Genomic DNA, 3,643 nt, shown 5'->3' on the forward strand with positions numbered 1-3,643 from the left:
AATTAACTGCATCTAATGAAGAGCTTGGAGCATATATACAAGAATTGACCGCTTCGGAGGAAGAATTAAGAGCTCAATACGATCAAATTACTGAAAATGAGCAAAAATTAAGGAAAAGTGAAGAAAGATATAGAAATCTAGTAAATGAAATGCAGCAAGGATTAGCTCTTTACGAAGGAAGTTTTGATGGAGAGGATATTAGGAACTATAGACTATTGGATGTAAATGAAAGTTATGAGAGATTAACAAAAATGAAGTCTAAAGATATTTTAGGGAAGACTGTATGTCAATGTTTACCTTCACTAGAAAAAGAAATTATTGAAAAACTAAATATAGTAGTTAAAACAGGGCAATCTTACAATTACCAACATTACTTAAAGGATACTAAACGTTTTTATGAAATAGTAGCCTATAGACCTAAGAAATTACAACTTGCAGTAATTGTTAATGATATTACTGAAAGAAAAAAGGTAGAACAAGATTTAATTACAAGTGAGTATAATTTCAGAAATATATTTGAAAGTTCATCGGATGCAATACTAATTTTGGAAGATGATCTATTTACTAATTGTAATTTAGCTGCGTTAGAATTATTAGGAGTTCATTCTAAGGAATCTATACTTGGGAAAGGTCCAGAAATGTTTTCACCGGAGAAACAGCCAGATGGTCAACTTACTAAAGCAAAAGCAACTGAGATGTATAGACGTGCTATGGAAGAAGGAAAATGTAAATTTGAATGGTGGCATAAAAAAGAAGATGGCAGTTTATTACCTGTTGAGATAATGATGACAACTATCGTTCTTAATGGTAAAAAAGTATTGCATTCTTTACTCCGGGATATCAGTGAGCGTAAACAGATGGAAGATAGATTGCAGTATTTAAGCTATCATGACCAATTAACAGGTTTATATAACAGAAGATTTTTTGAGGAAGAGTTAATTAGGCTAGATGTTGAAAGTAGTTTTCCTCTATCCATTGTTATGGCAGATGTTAATGGTCTTAAACTCGTGAATGCTCTTTTGGACATGCAGTAGGAGATGAGTTACTTAAAAAAGTAGCACAGGTTATGAAAAATGGGTTACGAAAAGAGGACATTATTGCTAGACTGGCAGGTGATGAATTTGTAGTTTTATTACCTAATACAAATATGGATGAAACAGAACAAAGTATTAAAAATATTAATACTTTAGCATCAAAAGAAAAAGTTGGCACTGTTGATATATCTGTTTCTTTTGGATATGAATCAAAGACTAGTAAAAAAGAGAAAATCCAAGAGATATTAAAAAAAGCTGAAGATAATATGTATAAGAAAAAACTGTTTGAAGGTCCAAGTATGAGAGGAAAAACTATAAATACTATAATTTCTACGCTCCATGAAAAAAATAAAAGGGAAGAACAGCACTCCCTTAGAGTTTCGAAATTATGCGAGAACATGGGTAGAGTCCTTGATTTACGTGAAGATGAGATTAAAGAACTTAAAACTGTTGGGTTATTGCATGATATAGGGAAAATAGCTATAGAAGAAAATATACTTAATAAGTCAGAAAAACTAACCCATGATGAATGGGAAGAAATAAAGCGACATCCAGAAATAGGTTATAGAATACTTAGTACAGTAAATGAACTGTCGGAAATGGCACAATATGTGTTAGCTCATCATGAAAGACTTGATGGGAAGGGGTATCCTAAAGGTCTAAAACAGGGGGAAATACCATTTCAATCGAAAATTATTGCAATTGCTGACGCATATGATGCTATGATCAGTGAAAGAAGCTATCGTAATGCTTTACCAGAGGAAGTTGCTATAGAAGAACTAAAAAAAAATGCAGGTAGTCAATTTGATGTAGAACTGACAAAAATATTTATTGAAAAAGTATTGAATAAACGATTTGAATAACAGTGGAATTTAGCTTATATTAGCATTTGTGTCACTGGACTTGGGTTCACATTTTATATTTTAGCAATGGAAGAGACTTCTGCGTCTACTGCTTCAATTGTATTCTTTATTAAACCGGCCTTAGCACCAATTTTAGCTTTAATAATTTTAAAAGAGGCAATTGCTTTAATACGACAATAGGAATTATTTTTATTATCATAGGCTCTATTATCAATTTTAAATTTATGAGCAAGCTATCTAAGTCTAATATTAATAAAATAGCAGAAAATGAAAAAGCTCATTCCAAAGCAATTAGTGATATTTGTTGAGGAAAACAGAAATATAAAAGATAAATTAAAAATGGAAAATAGATAGTTTTCATAGTATATTCATTTAATAAAAAAGTAAAAACTCATAATTTTTATTGAAATCATGGGAGAGAGAATTAGCGTATAAAATTGGTTCCAATTCTGGGTTCTTCTTCTGGTAATGTAACACCCGATTTTTTACCTGCGCTTATGCAATTTAAGAGCCAAGCCATGTTCTTGCCTAAGGTTCTCATTGTTTGCATTCCTTCTAAATCTTGTTTAACTTCTTCAGGGGTATTTCCGTGAACCATATTCCAGTACTGAGAAGATACAACAGGCATATTTGAAATAGTAAAGTATTTGTTTAATTGTTCAAATGCTGCTGTTGAACCAGCACGGCGGCAGCTTACTATTGCAGCACCGGGTTTATATTGAAAACCATCTCCTGCAAAGAAGAATCTATCTAAAAAAGAAGTCATTTGACCAGATGCACTTGCATAATGCACGGGAGATCCCAAAATAAAACCATCTGCTTCTTTAGCTTTTTCTAAAGCGATATTTACAGTATCGTCATTAAATACACATTTGTGAGAATCATCTTTAAAACAACCACCACAGGCCATACAACCACGAATAGGTTTAGTTCCAACATGAAAAATTTCAGTTTCAATATTTGCTTTTTCTAGTTCTTTTGCTACCTCACTTAAGGCAGTATAAGTACATCCGTTAACATTTGGACTACCATTAATAAGTAATACTTTCATTTAAGTACCTCGCTTTAATTTTATATTTGGTAAATCTTGATAGTATCTTTATGTAACAAGAGTTATACATAGTTATGCAGATGCATTTTTAATGTATAGTACCATTTTAGAATATAAGTATTATAAATACAAGTACGCACTTTTTTATCCTATAGTATCTATAAAGTTACTACTATTTCAAATCGTTCTTCACCCTCCATACACCTTAAAGTGGTATCACAATGCAAATCAATTAACTTTATGAAAACACTCTCCGTATATTGTTACTATTTTCCTGAAAAATGTTGACATAGCCCGAAGCATAGAGTATAAAGGAGATATCATACTGGACAAGTTCTAATAAAATGAAAGTCAATTTATTTATACCCAAATTATTTTAAGCCATTCCTTGATAACTAATTTAATAATGTAAAGTTTATAACAAAGATACTGCCAGAATTTTTACTGAAATATTATGTATAGTTTCGGAACAATTCGGCAGTTTTTTATTTGGGAAAATCCTACTATTTATAAAAATTTAAGAAGGTCGCAATAGATGAAAAAACCAACTTTGAGTAGAAGGAAAACTATAGGAGTACTGTTTGATAGTATTGATGAGTGGTACCAGAACTCAATATGTAAGGGAATAAAAAAACAAGCTATTCAAGACTTTATCTGAAAAAAATATCAAAAAATCGTTTCACTTCGTGGACAAT

Annotated in this window: 3 protein-coding genes and 1 pseudogene; 3 read left to right on the plus strand and 1 reads right to left on the minus strand. The window is 31.2% G+C overall.

The genetic code is table 11. The annotated features are described in order from the left end of the window. Both JJE11_RS16540 and JJE11_RS17810 read left to right on the plus strand, forming a co-directional pair. Nucleotides 1-1,897, plus strand: a pseudogene (locus tag JJE11_RS16540) (HD domain-containing phosphohydrolase); the annotation flags it as partial. Between the two features lie 66 nt (nt 1,898-1,963). Continuing rightward, nucleotides 1,964-2,077 (plus strand): hypothetical protein, encoded by a 114-nt coding sequence (locus tag JJE11_RS17810; RefSeq protein WP_366927954.1) that lies wholly within the window; start codon nt 1,964-1,966, stop codon nt 2,075-2,077. Nucleotides 2,078-2,321: 244 nt separating this feature from the next. Here the strand turns inward: JJE11_RS17810 and JJE11_RS16550 are convergent, their stop codons facing one another. After that, entirely contained in the window at nt 2,322-2,948 is a 627-nt protein-coding gene (locus tag JJE11_RS16550) for a flavodoxin family protein (RefSeq protein ID WP_291637605.1), read from the minus strand. Between the two features lie 535 nt (nt 2,949-3,483). Between JJE11_RS16550 and JJE11_RS16555 the strand changes: the two genes are divergently transcribed. Beyond that, the gene (locus JJE11_RS16555; protein WP_291637607.1) at nt 3,484-3,606 is read left to right on the plus strand and encodes a hypothetical protein; all 123 of its coding nucleotides are present in this window, start codon (nt 3,484-3,486) and stop codon (nt 3,604-3,606) included. The last annotated feature ends 37 nt before the right edge of the window (nt 3,607-3,643 follow it).

This window comes from Clostridium sp. (genome assembly GCF_016650095.1).
In the GTDB taxonomy this organism is placed as follows: Bacteria; Bacillota; Clostridia; order Clostridiales; family Clostridiaceae; genus Clostridium_AD.

Coding starts and splice junctions, on each gene's coding strand:
- JJE11_RS16555 (WP_291637607.1), top strand. CDS start 3,484: ATGAAAAAACCAACTTTGAGTAGAAGGAAAACTATAGGAGTACTGTTT.
- JJE11_RS17810 (WP_366927954.1), top strand. CDS start 1,964: ATGGAAGAGACTTCTGCGTCTACTGCTTCAATTGTATTCTTTATTAAA.
- JJE11_RS16550 (WP_291637605.1), bottom strand. CDS start 2,948: ATGAAAGTATTACTTATTAATGGTAGTCCAAATGTTAACGGATGTACT.